Below are 15,703 nucleotides of genomic sequence, written 5' to 3'. Positions count from 1 at the left end.
TAACACAACTCAAAGCCGACAAATGTGACGCTCAAATGCCGCTGATCCGGATCATCTCTCATTAGGGTTAGCAGGGAGTAAATCGCCAACAAGCCCACCCCAAGGCGTCCCTGTGGCGCCAAAGGGGCAGCGTGCGGTCTGACAGCATCGTGATCGGCGGTGTTAGGTTTTCGCGGACGGCAGACCGTATTCGCATGACGGTCTTCGGGCCGCCGGCGCCTGGCGCAAGTCCATCTCCTGCGGCCTTGCCCTCCGGTCACAATTCTTCTCGCCTGGCATATTCGAGGTCATTTTTCTTTGCACGCTGCGGATCGATATGGTCAAAAAGTTGCCGGATGCACGGAGAAACAAATGTTCGACTGGACTTCGGGTTATGTGGCCGAGCTTGGCTATACCTATGGCTTTTACCGCGAACTCACCCCGCAAATCCTGCAATTCAGCGGCCTGACCAAAGGCGTGTCCACCTCGAAATCATCGCGCGAGCGCCTCGCATTTTGCGAATTGGGCTGCGGGCAGGGCTTCTCCACCAATCTCTTGGCAGCGGCCAATCCGGAGATCGATTTTTACGCCACCGACTTCAATCCCGCGCAAATTGCGGGCGCCCGCCAACTGGCGGATCAGGCCGGAACGGAGAATGTGCATTTTTTCGACGACAGTTTCGCCCAGTTCGAGGCGCGCACCGACCTACCGCAGTTCGACATCATCGCCTTGCACGGCATCTATAGCTGGATCGCGGCCGAGCACCGCGACACCATCGTCCGCTTCATCGACAAGCGGCTGAAGCCGGGTGGCCTCGTCTACATTTCCTACAATTGCCTGCCGGGCTGGGCTGGGCCGTCGCCGGTCCGCCAGTTGATGCTGCTCGCCGGTGGCGCCGCTCCCGGCCATATGCTGCAGAAGATCGATGCCGGCCTCGCCTTCATCGACCGCATGAAAGCGGCCAATGCCCGCTACTTTGCCACAGTGCCCGGCATCACCGAACGCATCGAGCGCATCAAGGCGCAGAACCGCAACTATCTCGCGCATGAATATATGAACGCGGATTGGACGCTGTTCTACCATTCCGACGTTGCGCGCGAGCTGTCGCATGCCCGCCTGTCCTATCTGGGCTCGGCGCATCTGCTCGACCATGTCGACGCCGTCAATCTCACCGCCGACCAGCAGGCCATTCTCAACGAAACGGCCGACCCCGTGCTGCGCGAAACCTATCGCGACTACATGATCAACCAGCAGTTCCGCCGCGATATCTTTGCCCGCGGCAGCGTCGCCCTTTCGGCGGGCGAGGCACAGGCGATCTGGCTCGAAACCCGCTTTGCCCTGTCCTCCCCGCGCAGCGAGATAACCATGAAGGTCAATGGCGCCTTGGGTGAAGCCAATCTCCAGGAAGAGGTCTATGCACCGATTGTGGAGGCTTTCGCGCGGCCAGTGGAGGCGGGCCGGTCTGCAGCCATCAGCCTCAGGCAAGTGCTGGCCGACAATCCGAACCTGGGCGAACTGGGCTGGGGCCGCATACAACAGGCAATCCTCGTTCTCGTCGGTGCCGGCCACCTGCAGCCCTGTCCCCATGGCAATGCGGACGACGATGCTGTATGGGCCGAGTCGGCGACCCGCTTCAATCGCGTGGTGCTCGAAAAGGCGCGTTACAGCGCCGATCTTGGTTATCTCGCCACCCCGACGACCGGCGGCGGCATCACCGTCGATCGCTTCCAGCAATTGTTCCTTCTGGCCCAACTGAGCAATGAAGCCGATCCGGCGGCCTTCGCCTGGCGCATGCTGGATGCGCAGGGGCAACGCCTCCTCAAGGACGGCTCCATGCTGCAAACCGCCGAGGAAAACATCAGTGAGCTGCGTCAGCGTCACGCCGCATTCGAAGCGCGCCTGCCGATCTTCCGCGCCCTCGGTATCGTCTGAAACTCAGCGCGGCAGGGAAAGTCGCGTGCCGAACAGCCGGCGGTGCACCGTTAAATCGCCGCTGGCTTCGAGATATTCGATATGGGCGGTGATGGTCAGGCGCGCTGCGAAGCGCACCTTGGCTGGCTGCTGGGGGTAGATGCAGCCGACCACCTGGCCGATGCGGCGGGCACCGTCCCGCACCGCCGCGATCACCTGGCTATTGCGCAGCCGCCGATGCGCCTTGAGGGCGCTGGCATGGGTCGGGCCATCGGCGATGGGGCCGCCATGTGCCGGCAGATAGCGGCGATAGGGCAGGGCGATCAGCCTGTCCAGCGACGCTAAGTAATCCGCCATCGAGCCGTCCGGCACTGAAACCAGCGTTGAATTCCACCCCATCACATGGTCGCCCGACAACAACACCTCTGTGCCTGCAACACCGAAGGCCAGATGGTTGGCGCAATGGCCGGGCGTCGCATATACGGTGATGGCAAGGTCGCCGGCCATGATGCCCTCCCCATCCGAGAGCGTGCGGTCCGGCACAAGATCCCAATCGCAGGAGTTGCGGATGGGATTGAGCTCGAATCGCCGCAGCGGTCGCGATAGCCGATGTGGGCCGCCGAACCATAGTGGGGCGGCCAGCTCCTTTGCCCAGGCCGCTGCCGAGGCGCTGTGGTCGCGATGCGTGTGGGTGAGCAGAATGGCCGAAACTGGCCTGCCGCCAATGGCGGCGCGCAAGGCTGCGGCATGCGCTGCATCAGCCGGCCCCGGATCGACCAGTGCCAACCGCTCATGTCCGAGCAGAAAGCTGTTGGTGCCGGTAAAGGTATAGGCCGAAGCATTGGGCGCCGTGACCCGCACCACGCCGGGCGATTCGCTTACCGGCATGCCGGTATCCGGACGAAAGTCGGTGCTGAAGCGGGGGGCGGAAAGTGGGCTGGCCATTGCGCGGTCATGAACGAGAAAGTAAGAAGCAGGGGAGTGAACCGCGCGATGCTCTCATGGGCGGGCGGTTCTACCTAGCATGGAAGGTATGAAATGGCAGTGACTTTGACCACGCCCAACACGCTGCTCGGCGTGTTCCAGCCCAAGGGCAATGTTGCCAAGCTGGCGACCAATCTGGCCACCGTCGTCCTCGGGACCCTGTTGATCACGGCAGCCGCCAAGGTCAATGTCCCGGTCTGGCCCGTTCCGGTGACCCTGCAGTCCTTTGCCATTGCCGCGCTTGCCGCAGCCTTCGGCATGCGCATTGCCACCGCCACTGTCGCCCTTTACCTGCTCGAAGGTGCCATGGGCCTGCCCGTATTCGCCACTGGCGGCGGCATGGCTTACCTCGTCGGCCCCACGGGCGGCTTCCTCATCGGTTTCCTTGCCATGGCCGCCATTATCGGCGCCGCGGCCGATCGTGGCGCCTCTTCGCGTCCGGCCGTGCTGTTCGCCTCGATGCTCGTCGGCGGCAGCGTCATGTTTGCCTTCGGTTTCGCCTGGCTCGTGGCCATGGCCGGTCAGGCCCAGTGGGTCGATCAGGCCAATGTCGTGGGCTCCGCCTTCGCCAAGGCCGTCCAGCCCTTCATCGTCTGGGACATCCTCAAGATGGCTTTCGCCACCCTGACCGTCACCGGTGCCTGGAAGCTGTTTGGCGCCAAGCGCTAAGGGTTTTCCGACTGACACGAGTTCTATGAGGGCCGGTGGCAGCACCGGCCCTTTTTCATGCCCTGATTGGTCCTGTGCAATGCGCGTTGACGGCCGTTCCGCCGTCTGTTAGCTCCTAAACAGGACAATTATGGTCAGGTTAAATCTCATGGGGCTCTCTCTCCTCCGTCAATCCGCGTCTATGGGGCTTGCCTTGCTCCTCGCCTGCGCGCCGCTGGCGCCGGCCATGGCACAGGTTGCCGAAATTCTCGACACCACGGCCACGGCCCGCATCGTCAAGGACGCGCGCGGCGAAGTGGAAGTGCCGCTCGCACCGCATCGCATCGTGGCGCTGCACAACATGTTCTCCGAAGCGCTTGTTGCCATGGGCATTGCTCCCGTTGGTGCCGTGGCGCGGGTGAATGGCATGCCCGGTCAGCTGCAGGATGCGCTCAAGGATACCCAGCCCGTCGGCGACCAGTCCGCCCCCGATTTCGAGGCCATTCTCGGCCTCGAGCCCGACCTTATCCTCGCCCAGGCCGACAAGATCGGTGACAATTACGAGCTGCTGAGCGCCATCGCGCCCACCTTGCTGCTCGACGAACCCGAGGGGCCGTGGCGGGAGTGGCTGCATGGCCTAGGCGAAGCGCTCGGCCACGCCGAGCAGGCCGATGCCGCCATCGCCGCCTACGATGCCCGCGCCGCCGAGGTAAAGGCCGAGGTCGCAGATCTTCATCCCGACGAAACTGTGCTGCTGCTGCGCGTGCGCGAAAAGGATATTCGCGTCTATGGCGGCTCGCGCCGGTCTGGCCCCGTGCTCTACCAGGACTTGGGGCTGACCCCGCATCCGCTGGTGCCGCTCGAGGTCGAGCACGAGACCGTCTCCAACGAAATCATCCCGCAGCTGACCGCCGACCATATTTTCCTCATGGTCGAGGACGAGGCGAAGATGTCGGGCATCGAAGCCACTGCGCTCTGGCAAGGACTGCCGGCAGTCAAGGCCGGCCACGTCTATCGCGTCGATATCCAGCCCTGGAACCAGTCGACAGGCCCGATCAGCTTCGGCCGCATCGTCGAAGACGTCGCTGACCATATGGGCAAGGCGGACTGACTTTTGCGCGCTAGCCTCGTTCTGGGCGCTGCCGCAATCTGCCTGCTCGTGGCCATTGTGGGATCGATCTCTGCCGGTGCGGCGGAGATCGATCCTTTCACCATCTGGCAGGCCATGGTCCAGTTCGACTCGACCCAGCCCAACCATCTCGTCATCCAGGAATTCCGCCTGCCGCGTGTGCTCGCATCGGCAGCGGTGGGCGCGTGCTTGGGCGTCGCCGGTGCCGTCATGCAAGGCATGACCCGAAATCCCCTGGCCAGCCCCTCCCTGATGGGCCTCAATGCCGGCGCAGGTTTCATGCTGGTCATCGGCATGGTGCTCCTTCCTTGGCTCGATTTCACCGGCCTCATCGTTCTCAGCTTTCTCGGTGCTGGCCTCGGTGCAGCCCTCGTCTTCGGTCTCGGCGCGCTGCAGCGTGGCGGCCTGACACCCGTTCGCCTGGCGCTGGCCGGTGCCGCCGTTTCGGCGCTGCTCGGCGCCTTGACCACTGGCATCGTCATCGTCACCGGCATCGCCCAGGACGTGCTGTTCTACACAGCGGGCGGCGTGCAGGGCATTCGATGGCCCCACCTGCTGCTGGCGCTGCCCTGGATGGGGGCAGGGCTCGTGCTGGCGCTGCTGCTCTCGCGCGGCATTTCGCTGTTGAGCCTGGGCCAGGATGTCGCCACCGGCCTTGGGCAGCGCACCGGCCTGGTGCGCGCCGGCGGCATTCTCGCCACGCTGTTCCTCGCCGGCAGCGCCGTGGCGGTGGCAGGCGGCGTCGGCTTTGTCGGCCTAATCATCCCGCATTTCTCCCGCTTTCTCGTCGGGCTCGACTATCGCTGGATCATTCCCTGCTCGGCCGTAGGCGGGGCCTGCCTCTTGGTGGTGGCCGATCTCCTCGCCCGCATGGTCAATCCGCCGTTCGAAACCCCGCTCGGACTGATCACTGCCCTGATCGGCGTGCCGTTTTTCCTGTGGCTGGTCCGCCGCGACGAAAGGGGCATGTAGCCATGGCCATCCGCTTCCTACTGCTGGCCGGCCTGCTCGCCATTGCCGCACTGGTCAGCCTCAATCTCGGTTCCTTCGCCATCAGCCCGTCAGATCTCATGGCGACCATATTGGGGCAGGGCACCCCCAAGCAGGAACTGGCGCTTTACGCCATTCGCCTGCCGCGCCTCGTCATGGCCATGCTGGTCGGCGCCGGTCTCGCCCTTTCCGGCGCCATCCTGCAGGGCGTGTCCCGCAACGGCCTCGCCGATCCGGGCATTTTGGGGCTCAATTCCGGCGCCGGGCTCACCATCGTCGCGCTGCTCTACCTGCATCAGCAAGCCATTCTCGATGTGCCCGGGATAGTCTGGCCGGCGGTCGCCTTTGTCGGCGCCATGATCGGCGCCATCAGCATCTACCTATTGGCGCAGCGCCGCGGTCAGGTGGATCCGGCCCGCATGCTTCTGGCCGGCATCGCCATCAATGCCGGCTTCTCCGCCGCCATGCTGGTCCTCTCCATGCGGCTCGACCGTCGGGTCTATGATGCTGCCGCCGTCTGGCTGGCCGGCAGCCTGTCGGGCTCCAAATGGGCCGATGTCATGGCAATCCTGCCCTGGTTTATCCTGCTGGTTCCCATGCTCATCGCCCTTGTCCGTTCACTCGACATTCTCGGCGTCGGCGACGAGGCTGCCACGGGCGTCGGTGTGCGGGTCGAGGCGTCGCGGCTGGCGCTGCTGGCCATCGCCGTGGCCTTTGCCGGCGCCGCCGTGGCGCTGGCCGGGGCCATCGGCTTTGTCGGACTGCTCGGTCCGCACATCGCGCGGCTGATGGTGGGCCCCCGTCACCATGCCCTCTTGCCCGCGGCAGCCCTGGTCGGCGCCACGCTGGTGGTCATCGCCGATCTCATCGGCCGCACCCTGCTCGCGCCCATCGAAATCCCCGTCGGCGTCGTCGTCGCGGTGATCGGCGCGCCCTATTTTCTTTACCTGCTCGTCAGGTCCAACCAGCGGGCGCTTTCAGCATGATCCTGCAGACCCACAATCTCGGCTTCGCCTATGGCGAGGGTACGGTGCTCGAAGGCCTCGATCTCGAAATCCCCGAGGGCCGCATCACCGCCCTGGTCGGTCCTAATGGTTCGGGCAAGAGCACCATCCTCAAGAACCTGGCCCGCATTCTCAAGCCCAGCCATGGCGCGGTCTATCTCGACCGTCACGCCCTCGCCGACCTCTCCACCAAGGCCATAGCCCGCCGCATGGCCGTGCTGCCGCAGAGCCCCGAGGCCCCGGCCGGCCTTCTGGTGCGCGAGCTGGTCGGCTATGGCCGCTTCCCTTGGCAAAAGCCGCTCGCCGCCATGAGCGCCGAGGATCGCGCCGCCATCGATACCGCGCTCCGCCTCACCGGCCTCACTGCCTTCGCCAATCGACCGGTCGGTACGCTCTCGGGCGGCCAGCGGCAGCGGGTGTGGATTGCCATGGCGCTCGCCCAGACCAGCCCGGTGCTGCTGCTCGACGAGCCCACCACCTTCCTAGACATGGCCCACCAGCTCGAAGTGCTGAACCTGCTCGAGCGGCTCAATCGGGAGGAAGGGCGCACCATCGTCATGGTAGTGCACGACATCAATCACGCCCTGCGCTTCGCCCATCATGTGATCCTGGTGCGCGCCGGCAAGATCATGAGTGCCGGCGATCCCGAGACCGTGTTGACGCCCCAGACCCTCGCGGCCGCCTTCGGTATCCTCGCCGACATGCTCCGCGACCCGCGCAGCGGCAAGCTCCTCTGCGTACCCTATGGCCTCGCCGCGGCCCAGCACGACGCCGCACGCGCGCCGGCGTGAGTCCAAAATGCTGAAATCAAGGGAAAATGGCTGGGGTGCTAGGATTCGAACCTAGGAATGCCGGTACCAAAAACCGGTGCCTTACCACTTGGCGACACCCCAACTGGCGCGGTTCCTACACGGTTTGCCCGTGCTTCGCAACACGGTGAAACAGCGGTAGAAAACTATGTCGGAACAGCTTGAACACAGCAAGCCTCGCAGTTATAAAGCCGCCAATCGCGATGACGTCGCGGCGCCCCGACGCCGGCTTACGACCCTCTCGATGAATCCTGACGGAGTATAGCGCAGCCTGGTAGCGCACCTGCTTCGGGAGCAGGGGGTCGAGTGTTCGAATCACTCTACTCCGACCAATCAACCCCGGTCTCGCGAGAGGCCGGGGTTTTTGTTTGTCCTTGGGGCGATAAAACCCTACGCCCAGAGCTCGGCCCACTGGCTCTGCGATACCGCGACCAAGCCAGTCTCGTTTCCTGCTGGCGCAAACACGTCATTGCGGTGCTCCTGGCTGAGCGCAAATGCCACCAGCAGGTCCTGGCGCGATGCGCCCAAAGAGAGCTGATCCTGCCAGTACTGCACACCCTCGGCGTCGCCATCGCGGCCCAGGATGTTGTGATAGAGCGCCTGGACAAAGTCCCCGTTGGCTGTGCTGTCCGCCGCACCAAAGCGCTCCGCGAAACCCGCATCGGTTGTCAGTTCGGTCGCGAGGCTGGCCAGGTCCTGACCCTGGTCGAATTCGGAGGTCCAGAAATTGAGACTCTCGTTGCTTGGACCAAACCCAAGTCCGGCGCGATAGAGCAGGATCACGTCGTCTGCCATCGCGTGGTTGCTCTCCGGCACGATTGCCCCGATCAGCGAGAAAATGCCGTCGCGAACCGCCAGGAATTCCAGGCTGCTGGCAATGACCGAGCCGCCCTCATAGAGGATGCTGACAAGATCGTTGGCGTCGAAGGAAATGGTGAGCATATCGAGCACGAAGTCGAGCACGAGCGTGTCATAGCCCTCGCCGCCCTCGATGGTATTGCTGCCCAGGCCCGGAACGAAGATGTCATTGCCGGTGCCGCCGAGAAGAATATCGTTGCCGGCCTTGGCCGGTGCCGGGGGCAGGGTCGCAGTGATGAAATCGGCGATGTCGAGGCCGACAAGCATGAGCTCGCCCCCGATGCTGTCGCCCACCAGAATATTGCGACCGGCCACACCCTCGAGCACATCGTTCCCGGCACCGCCGATCAGCACATTGTCGGCAATATTGCCGCTGATCCTGTCATCGCCGGCACCGCCGATGGCGTTCTCGATCAGCGCCAGCGGATTGTCCTCATGCAGCATGGCCACGGCCACATTACCCGGAGCCATCTGCCCGTTTCCAAGATTCGCCAGCTGTTTGTTGCCAAAATTGGTCCAGCCACCCGGGCTGAGATCGACGCTCAGGTTGGTGGCATTGTTGGACAGATCGAACGTATCGCGCCCGCCACCGTCCCAAACGGTCTCGAACACCTTGTTGGCGCCCGGCTTGCCTTGGCCAATGCCATCGATGAATTTTTCGCCCGTCGTCTCGCTCCAGCGATAGACGGTGTCCTCGGCGCGCGTCTGGTAATTGGCGCCGTACAGATGTTGCAGCGCCGCGATATCGCGCGCCATCGGCGTCTGTGCATAGCCGAATTTCTCGTTGCTATAGCCATTGGAAATCGCCTGGCCCTCATAGGAGCGATAGCTCATCACCGACCACGCCATGGCATCCACCGGCGATGCAACTTCGACGGCAGTGGTGAGAGGTGTGGTCGTGCTCTGGCCGTGCAGGGTGCCGGCGCAGCAGGGGCAGAGCCCGCCATCTGGCGTCCCGCCGGCCTGCTTGGCCGCGGCTTCATGGGGGTGGCTCAGTCCCAGCGCATGGCCGATTTCATGCATGATGGTGAAGTGGGCATAGTTGCCCTTCTCGGGTGCGGCCAGATATTTCGTGCCGAGCCAGACATCACCACCTTGTGCCATTGCTGATGGCGTATAGGCCCAAGCCGTCGATGGCATGCTGGAAACGCCGATTCGGATCTCCGCATTGTTCGCAGTCGTCTGGATGATGTCGAGGTCAATCAACTCCCCCCACATCTTCATGGCGTCGAGGGTGGCCTTCTGCTGCGCAGTGTTGAGCGCTGCAAAGCTTGCGCTCTCGCCGCGTCCATATTTGGCCCCATAAACAGAGGCCGACTGCGAAAAGCCGAAGCTTACGCTGTCGCTGGTCCACTTCCGGGAGCCAAGCAGGTCGTCGACATATTTGTCACCGGAAGACGTCGTCAGAGTAATCGTCGACATAACTGCGCCAATCCCAGGATGCGTTGTGGGTTGACTGCAGTGCTAGAGAACAGACTTTCAGGCTCCGTTGGAAAATGGCTTCAAATTGTCAGCATGCGGGAAATCATCCGCTAACCATGACTAGGGTCATCATTGAAATTGATGCATAATTTTGCGCAGGCGATGGCGGTAATTCGTTTACCCTGCGCTGAAATCCGCGCCGGCTTGGAGGCGTGAGGTGTGCCGGGATATAGTCTGGCGAATACCCGATACGCTTCGCGTCAGTACGCGCGAGGCGAGGGCTATCGCATATATGTTTGAGTCCTGATCCCACACGAGCGGAAGCGCGACTTGGCGCGTCATATCGCACGGCGTTGCACATCCACAGTTCCGCCCTCGGGCTTGACCCGAGGGACCGTCGGCAGGCGACGGACCTTCCTTGCCAGCCACCAAGGCGTGCATGAGTGAACTCAGCGCGGCATGAACGGACCTAACCCGCCCAGGGGAACACGCGCCCATTGCGGGGCGCGCGTCGCAAACCGCCGGGTCAGACGTACCAGATGCCGTCTTCCACCTGTGCGGCAACCTTGAGCTTGTTCTCGTCGCTGTTGGAAAAGAACGCCAGCAGATCACTGCGGTTGGTCTCGTTGGCGTTGAGCTTGCCCACCCAGTAATTGAAACCGCCCTGATCGTATTGGCGCCCCAGCGTGTTGGTATAAAGCAGGTCGATGAACCGGCTATTGGTCACCGTGTCCTGAGTGCCGAAGGTTTTCTGGAATTCGTCGGACGCCAGGAAGCTCTCGGCGATGGCGGCGACCTTGATGCCCTTGTCCAGTTCGCGGATCCAGTAGCCCAGCCCGCTATGGTCAGGCGTGCGGTCGAAGGCCGCCTGGTAAAGCCGGTACATCTGCCCCGCATTGCCATCGATATCGGTGGCCAGCATGCCGTCGGTGAACACAACGCGCTCACCTTCGGAGATGACCATGTCCCAGCCGCTGCCGCCCGTGAGATAGAAGCTGAGATAATTGTCCTTGAGGCTGGTCCAGCCGATCTCGGAATACGCGAAATCGGTGTGAATGACGTCGAAGCCGGGCCCGGCCGAAATCTCGAAGGACTTGCCCGACACATAAATGGTGTCGTTGCCGGCGCGGGCGATGATGATATCGCGTCCACCGCCGCCATAGATGATGTCGTCGGAATTGGTGCCCTTGAAGGTCTCGGAGGCCGCGGTGCCCCATTGGGTCAGCGTGTGTGTCTGGTCGTTCCAGCTCCAGTTCGCCACCTGCGTGCCGTCCTGGGCATCGGTGCCATAAAGCGCCTGGATCGCCTGCAGGTCCATGGTACCGAGCTTGGGGAAGTAATCCTTGTAGCTCATGACCGTGACATTGCCATTGTCGAGATCGGCAGGCAGCCGGCGATCGCCCTCATGCGGGTGCTCAAGACCAAGGGCATGCCCGATCTCGTGCAGGATGACATGCCGATCAAGCCCGCTCTGATAGTCGAGGTAGAGGCCCTGGTGCGGATTGTCGCCCGGACCATAGATCTTGAACTGACCATCGCGCAGGAAAAACTTCGAGCTCGGCATGCTGCCATAGCCGGCAATACCGGTCGCAAGGTCGTAGACGCCGATATCGATGTCGCCCATGCCGGCTGGGACTTCGAAGAAGGTAATCCCCGAGACATCGTCCCAGGTCTTGAAGGCATCGCGCACCAGCTGCTGCTCGGCCGCGCTCAGCTGCCGGAAAAAGTTGGGGTCGGCAAAGCCCATGCGGTCGTTGATCCCCTCGGGCCGTGTCGCGGTGAAGGAATAGCTGACGAAAACCGGGGTGGGCTTCAGCGCCCCGCCAACCGCCTGGTTCCAGGTCGAGTCGGCGCTGACAAGCGCGGTATAGTCGCGGACGTAAGTGGCCATCTTCATCTCCATCGCGGCTGCCGACGCACTTTAGCGCTCTAATCATGTCGCAAGTGTTTCTGCCAATAAAAACCGAGCCAAAATCGCCTCAGCGCGCACCTTTCCGCAACAAAAGCGTCTTGATCGTGCGCACGGAGATGATCACGTCGAGATCGAAGGAGACGTGCTTGAGATAGTAGAGGTCGTAGGAGAGCTTTTCGATCTCCTCGTCCTGCGTTTCGGCATAGCCATGGGATACCTGCGCCCAGCCGGTGAGCCCGGGCAGAAGGATAGATCGGTTGATATATTGCGGAATACGGGCTTCCAGCGCCTCTGCAATCGCCACCGAGACCGGGCGAGGCCCGATAAAGCTCATTTCGCCGCGCGCGATATTGATCAGTTGCGGTAGCTCGTCGAGGCGCAATTGCCGCACCAGATGGCATCCCGGCAATACGCGGCTATCATTGGCCGAGGTCGAGGCGCCATCGGCATTCTTGTACATGGTGCGGAATTTGTAGAGGCGGAACGTACCACCGCCATAACCCCGTCGCTCCTGGATGAAGAAGGATGGGCCGCCATCGACGAGGCGGATATAGAGCCAGAGCAGACCGCCCACGACCAGCACCGGCACGGCCAGCACCAGCACGCCGACCAGATCGACCACCCGCTTGAAGCGATAGTAGAAAATCTGGCTCGGGCTGTAGGACACATCGGCCAGCTCGAAACTGTCGATGTCGACGCGGCCGGCATAGGTTTCCAGATAGCGCGGCCAGGCTTCCATTTCGAGCCCGCGCGTATAGAGGCGCGCAAGGACCGGCGCCCATTCGGCGCTGTGGTGAAAGGCCGGATCGATCAGCACCCGCCGGATATCGGGCCCAATTTCTTCGGGCGACACCACCTGCACCCGTCCATCGAGCTTTTGCGCCACCGCCGCGGCGCCGGGAAAGTCGAGGAGGCACGCCCGGCGCGAGAGGGACCGCGCCATGGCCAGGTTCGCCAGCGTGACGCAGAGCAGGGTTGAGGGAATGGTCAGCGCGATACCCACGAAACTCACCGGAATACGCGTCGCCGCCAGGATGGAGATGGCAAAGCTCAGCGCAAAGACCGTCACGGCCACGGCCATGCTGAAGGGGTGATTGCGGCGGCTGGCAATGACCAGCAGGCTGACGGCAATGGCGGGGACCATGGCCACGACCAGTCCGACAGGCAGGATATTGTGCCAGTCGACCCGGTCGGCGCTGACCATCACCAGCACATAGATGGCAAAGGCCAAAAGCGCGGCGCTGATCGTCGCCGGCAGTGCGGCCTTGATCAGCAGCACATTATTATGCGCCCGCCGCCGCGCCCCCAGATCGATCACCGCCTGCAGGCCATTCTGGCTTTGGCGAGTTTGGCTCATGAATACTCACGGGGGTTGAGGGCAGGGCGCAAAAGCGTGAGTGCTGTTGTTGTCGCAGACGGTGTCGGCGTCAAGGGTGAGTTGCCCAGGACGTGACACCAAGCGAAAAATGGCGCCCGATAGGGTTATCGGGCGCCACAGTTCGTACGAAACAGCTAAACTAGACAGCTCTGCTACTGGGGGCCGATATCAAAAGCGAACGCGCCGCCTTGGCCTACGATCACAGTAATCTCGGTCGAGGCAACCAAATCCCCATTCCGTTCAGCCAGTAGTTCAATTTCAAACTGACCGTCTTGGAAATCCCAATTAGGGTGATTTGCGTCGATGAGGTGCTTGATCCATCCAAAATGGAAGTTTTGGGAGTTCTGAGCAATCTTGTCACCAGCAATATCAAGCGGGCGATTGTTAGAACCCAGTTCAGTAGCATGATGTCCGCCGACATTGTCCGAGAAACCCACGGTCTGGGAGCCAGTCAGCAAGAAGGACTCGAACGCTCCATCAATGGTCGGGCCATCTGTCAGCTTTAGAGTGATGAAGTCGTTTTTCTCGGTCGGGTCGATGTCTACCTTGAGGAAAATGTCGAAGTCTTTCATCGAAAGCGGCGAGCCGTTCAGACCAGACGTAATGGACAGATCAAAGTTCCACTTGGCCTTGTCACCAAATATGCCACCGGCGGCGTCATACTGCTTATCTGTGCTATCGTACGTTACTGAATTTGCGTTGTCTCGACCGCGCGCTCTCAGCGCCAGTTCAATACCTGCCTCTTCGTTGGTAGAAATTGTGAAATTCGAAAGAGCGTCAATGCCGTTTCCGTTCCACATTTCCTTATTGTTGTAGATCGCACTTGCGTCGAGCTTTCCAAATTCGTTGACCGGGCCGGAATAATCCGAACGGTTCCAGCCCATCGCGTAGTCGAATGCAAGAACGACCTTGTGGGCGTCGCTGCCCACATCAGTGCTGCGCCCACTGAAGACTCCGCGTGCCACATAGCCTTCGCCTGCTTCGTCCTTGATCCGCTGAATCAGCTCAGCGGCTTCGTCGGTCGGCCACCGATCTTGAATCGTGCCAACGTGGAAATTTCCAAGAAGATTGTCGTGAAGGCTCTGATCGCGACCCGCCTCAACCTTTGCGGAGAAGTCGGAGAATGGAATTCCACCGTCTTTCAGATATTCCACATATCTAAGCGCCAGCTCCAATGTCGCAGTATTGATGTTTTTATTGTAATACGCATTCTCAGTCGACGTATAGACGTCGTCCCAAATGTCCCAGAGCGCCTTGATCGTGTCGCCCTCTGAGCCATTCACCGAGACATCGATGCCTGTCTGGCCGCCTTGGTTGTTGTGACCAAGATTGTAAATCGTCTCGATATACGTTGCGTAGTTGATGGATTGGCCGAGGGTCGCCTCCGCAATCACCACCCCGGTCACATTTACCACGCCATCGCCACCAAATTTGGCAAACGACCCCGTCGACGCCACGTTCACCTTGCCGCCGGCGGCAACGTTGATTTCGGTGACGCTCGCATCATTGAAAGCCACGCTGTAATAGCCCGGTCGGCTGAGCGTCAGCACACCATTGTTTTCCGACAGCGTCACTTCGGTACCAGCAGCGATCGAAATCACGCCATTTGCAATTGACGCCGCCGGCAGCGGATCGGGTACCACCGGGCCCCCGCCATTGCCGCCATCGGGGTCACCGCCGCCCGGCTCCTGGCCGCCATCGGGATTGGTCTTTTCCTCGATGAACTTGGCGATCTCGTCATTGGCGCTCTGCACGGAAGCCGGCGTGTGGTCGACCTTATCGACGATGGACTTGGCCGAGGCCATGTCTTCGCTCTTCCAGTCGGCGCCCGAAGCCACGAAATCACTAGTGAACTTGGCGGCCACTTCCGCCTTGTTCTTCAGCGCGTCAACATCGTTCTGGTTGGTGCTGTTGCGAGCAGCATTTTCAATTTCGAACAGCACGCGGACACCGGGCTTGCCCTGGTCCATCTCGGTCTTCCAGCGGCCGGCCCAGTAGTCGAGCCCTTCGTCGTCGGGCGTGCGCCCGAACATGTTCATATAGGCCTCGGAAATATAGGCCTTGATCTCGGCGTCGGTTGGGGAGGCGGTCGTCTCATAGATCGCCTTGGCTTCCGGGCTCTGGGCGAACGAGTCCGCCATGTCTTCGAGGAACATCTTGCCGTCGCGACCGGCAGCAACCTCGTCGTTATAGCGCTTCACCCAATATTGCAGGCCTTCCGGATCGGCGGCACGGTTGAAGAACGACACATAGAGGCGCGACACTTCCACGCTGATATCGAAATCCATCACTCAACTCCCCAGGGATTAAATCGATTAACGAATTGTTAATCTGACAATTCATGGGGCGTCAATTGCGGGCAATTGTAGTGCCTGTGCCCTATTCCTTCGGATTCTGTAAAAGACTCTTTTGTAACAAAGAATTAACCATTTTTTCACGGATGCCGGAAAAATGTCTGATTGTGGACAGAATTTCGCCTTTGCGATGCTTGCTGCTCACCATCTATACGTAAGTATACGAAGGGCCGGTCGATGGTTGCGCTTCGCGCTGTGCATACGCCACGGCACTTGCGCGGGGGCGAAGGGGCTCGTTTCGTTTTGCGCTTGCTGATGAACTGTGCGGTCCCGGACAGAAGTCCGCCGCGTCCCACGATTTTCGCGGGCTCGCCAAAGCGTCATC

At 61.5% G+C, this 15,703-nt stretch carries 11 protein-coding genes and 2 tRNA genes; 7 read left to right on the top strand and 6 right to left on the bottom strand.

Annotated features, from left to right (window positions below; all coding sequences use genetic code 11):
- The first annotated feature begins 351 nt into the window (after nt 1–351).
- Nucleotides 352–1,911, top strand: coding sequence for a methyltransferase regulatory domain-containing protein (locus tag DEVEQU_RS05635; RefSeq protein ID WP_126149606.1), 1,560 nt, complete (start codon nt 352–354; stop codon nt 1,909–1,911).
- 3 nt (nt 1,912–1,914) lie between these two features.
- On the opposite strand, the gene DEVEQU_RS05630 is transcribed toward DEVEQU_RS05635, so the two are convergent.
- Nucleotides 1,915–2,778 (bottom strand): MBL fold metallo-hydrolase, encoded by an 864-nt coding sequence (locus DEVEQU_RS05630; RefSeq protein ID WP_164550273.1) that lies wholly within the window; start codon nt 2,776–2,778, stop codon nt 1,915–1,917.
- Nucleotides 2,779–2,928: 150 nt separating this feature from the next.
- Here DEVEQU_RS05630 and DEVEQU_RS05625 point away from each other — a divergent pair, with 150 nt between their 5' ends.
- The 5 genes from DEVEQU_RS05625 to DEVEQU_RS05605 all read left to right on the top strand — a co-directional run bounded on the left by DEVEQU_RS05625 (nt 2,929) and on the right by DEVEQU_RS05605 (nt 7,436).
- On the top strand, nt 2,929–3,543 hold the full coding sequence (locus tag DEVEQU_RS05625) for a biotin transporter BioY (protein ID WP_126149604.1): 615 nt from the start codon (nt 2,929–2,931) through the stop codon (nt 3,541–3,543).
- A 193-nt stretch (nt 3,544–3,736) separates the two neighbouring features.
- Complete coding sequence (locus tag DEVEQU_RS05620; protein ID WP_164550272.1) at nt 3,737–4,633, top strand: ABC transporter substrate-binding protein; 897 nt, start codon at nt 3,737–3,739, stop codon at nt 4,631–4,633.
- A 3-nt stretch (nt 4,634–4,636) separates the two neighbouring features.
- A complete protein-coding gene (locus DEVEQU_RS05615; protein ID WP_126149602.1) occupies nt 4,637–5,623 on the top strand; it encodes a FecCD family ABC transporter permease in 987 nt (328 codons plus the stop codon).
- A 2-nt stretch (nt 5,624–5,625) separates the two neighbouring features.
- Nucleotides 5,626–6,627, top strand: a complete 1,002-nt coding sequence (locus tag DEVEQU_RS05610; RefSeq protein ID WP_126149601.1) for a FecCD family ABC transporter permease — start codon at nt 5,626–5,628, stop codon at nt 6,625–6,627.
- Nucleotides 6,624–7,436, top strand: coding sequence for an ABC transporter ATP-binding protein (locus tag DEVEQU_RS05605; RefSeq protein WP_126149600.1), 813 nt, complete (start codon nt 6,624–6,626; stop codon nt 7,434–7,436). Before DEVEQU_RS05610 ends, DEVEQU_RS05605 begins: the two co-directional genes overlap by 4 nt.
- Before the next feature lie 27 nt (nt 7,437–7,463).
- On the opposite strand, the gene DEVEQU_RS05600 is transcribed toward DEVEQU_RS05605, so the two are convergent.
- Nucleotides 7,464–7,538, bottom strand: a tRNA-Gln gene (locus tag DEVEQU_RS05600).
- 171 nt (nt 7,539–7,709) lie between these two features.
- On the opposite strand from DEVEQU_RS05600, the gene DEVEQU_RS05595 reads away from it, so the two are divergent.
- Nucleotides 7,710–7,786, top strand: a tRNA-Pro gene (locus tag DEVEQU_RS05595).
- Between the two features lie 58 nt (nt 7,787–7,844).
- Here DEVEQU_RS05595 and DEVEQU_RS05590 read toward each other — a convergent pair.
- From DEVEQU_RS05590 to DEVEQU_RS05575, 4 genes are all read right to left on the bottom strand, one after another.
- Nucleotides 7,845–9,734 (bottom strand): DUF4214 domain-containing protein, encoded by a 1,890-nt coding sequence (locus DEVEQU_RS05590; protein WP_126149599.1) that lies wholly within the window; start codon nt 9,732–9,734, stop codon nt 7,845–7,847.
- A gap of 526 nt (nt 9,735–10,260) precedes the next feature.
- Nucleotides 10,261–11,625 (bottom strand): DUF4214 domain-containing protein, encoded by a 1,365-nt coding sequence (locus DEVEQU_RS05585; protein ID WP_164550271.1) that lies wholly within the window; start codon nt 11,623–11,625, stop codon nt 10,261–10,263.
- 88 nt (nt 11,626–11,713) lie between these two features.
- Nucleotides 11,714–13,003 (bottom strand): sugar transferase, encoded by a 1,290-nt coding sequence (locus DEVEQU_RS05580; RefSeq protein WP_126149597.1) that lies wholly within the window; start codon nt 13,001–13,003, stop codon nt 11,714–11,716.
- 173 nt (nt 13,004–13,176) lie between these two features.
- On the bottom strand, nt 13,177–15,312 hold the full coding sequence (locus tag DEVEQU_RS05575) for a DUF4214 domain-containing protein (RefSeq protein WP_126149596.1): 2,136 nt from the start codon (nt 15,310–15,312) through the stop codon (nt 13,177–13,179).
- Between the last annotated feature and the right edge of the window lie 391 nt (nt 15,313–15,703).

The sequence above is a fragment of the Devosia equisanguinis genome (assembly GCF_900631955.1).
GTDB classification, from domain to species: Bacteria; Pseudomonadota; Alphaproteobacteria; order Rhizobiales; family Devosiaceae; genus Devosia; species Devosia equisanguinis.
Note: the sequence above shows the minus strand (reverse complement) of the source record. Positions and strands in the feature narration are given on the sequence as shown.

Excerpts from the sequence above, each read along its gene's own strand:
- DEVEQU_RS05635 (WP_126149606.1), top strand. The coding sequence starts at position 352 with ATGTTCGACTGGACTTCGGGTTATGTGGCCGAGCTTGGCTATACCTAT.
- DEVEQU_RS05630 (WP_164550273.1), bottom strand. The coding sequence starts at position 2,778 with ATGCCGGTAAGCGAATCGCCCGGCGTGGTGCGGGTCACGGCGCCCAAT.
- DEVEQU_RS05625 (WP_126149604.1), top strand. The coding sequence starts at position 2,929 with ATGGCAGTGACTTTGACCACGCCCAACACGCTGCTCGGCGTGTTCCAG.
- DEVEQU_RS05610 (WP_126149601.1), top strand. The coding sequence starts at position 5,626 with ATGGCCATCCGCTTCCTACTGCTGGCCGGCCTGCTCGCCATTGCCGCA.
- DEVEQU_RS05605 (WP_126149600.1), top strand. The coding sequence starts at position 6,624 with ATGATCCTGCAGACCCACAATCTCGGCTTCGCCTATGGCGAGGGTACG.
- DEVEQU_RS05590 (WP_126149599.1), bottom strand. The coding sequence starts at position 9,734 with ATGTCGACGATTACTCTGACGACGTCTTCCGGTGACAAATATGTCGAC.
- DEVEQU_RS05585 (WP_164550271.1), bottom strand. The coding sequence starts at position 11,625 with ATGGCCACTTACGTCCGCGACTATACCGCGCTTGTCAGCGCCGACTCG.
- DEVEQU_RS05580 (WP_126149597.1), bottom strand. The coding sequence starts at position 13,003 with ATGAGCCAAACTCGCCAAAGCCAGAATGGCCTGCAGGCGGTGATCGAT.
- DEVEQU_RS05575 (WP_126149596.1), bottom strand. The coding sequence starts at position 15,312 with ATGGATTTCGATATCAGCGTGGAAGTGTCGCGCCTCTATGTGTCGTTC.